The sequence below is a fragment of the Nocardioides mangrovicus genome (assembly GCF_003674065.1).
Lineage (GTDB): Bacteria > Actinomycetota > Actinomycetes > Propionibacteriales > Nocardioidaceae > Marmoricola > Marmoricola mangrovicus.
This window is the reverse complement of the sequence record NZ_RDBE01000002.1, coordinates 1-520: the sequence shown is the minus strand read 5'-3', so window position 1 is coordinate 520 and position 520 is coordinate 1. Positions and strand designations below refer to the sequence as shown.

Sequence of the window (520 nt, the reverse complement as noted above, 5' to 3'; positions counted from 1 at the left end):
CGAAGATCGTGGAGTCGGCTGATGAGGTGTGGGGCACCGCGCAGATGGTGTTGAAGGTCAAGGAGCCGATCGCTGAGGAGTATCACCGGATGCGGGAGGGTCTGGTGTTGTTCACCTATCTGCATCTGGCCGCGGACCGGGCGTTGACGCAGGAGTTGGTGGCGCGCAGGGTGACCGGGATCGCCTACGAGACGGTGCAGCTGGCCTCGGGTGGGTTGCCGTTGCTGTATCCGATGAGTGAGGTCGCGGGGTGTCTGGCGCCGCAGGTGGGGGCTCATTCGTTGATGAAGGCCCAGGGTGGTCGCGGTGTGTTGCTGGGCGGTGTGGGGGGTGTGGCGAACGCGAAGGTCGTCATCATCGGCGCCGGGGTCAGTGGTCAGAACGCGGCGAACATCGCGTTGGGCATGGGTGCGGATGTGACGTTGTTGGACACTGATCTGGACAAGCTGCGGATGTCGTTTTGGCGTTATGACAACCGGGTGCATGGGTTGGCGTCGTCGGCGTTGGCGATCCGGCAGCA

1 protein-coding gene is annotated in these 520 nt (G+C 63.8%); it reads left to right on the top strand.

Annotated features, from left to right (window positions below):
* Window positions 1-520: FAD-dependent oxidoreductase (locus tag D9V37_RS04535; protein ID WP_332835738.1), on the top strand; the 520-nt coding region annotated here is incomplete at both ends.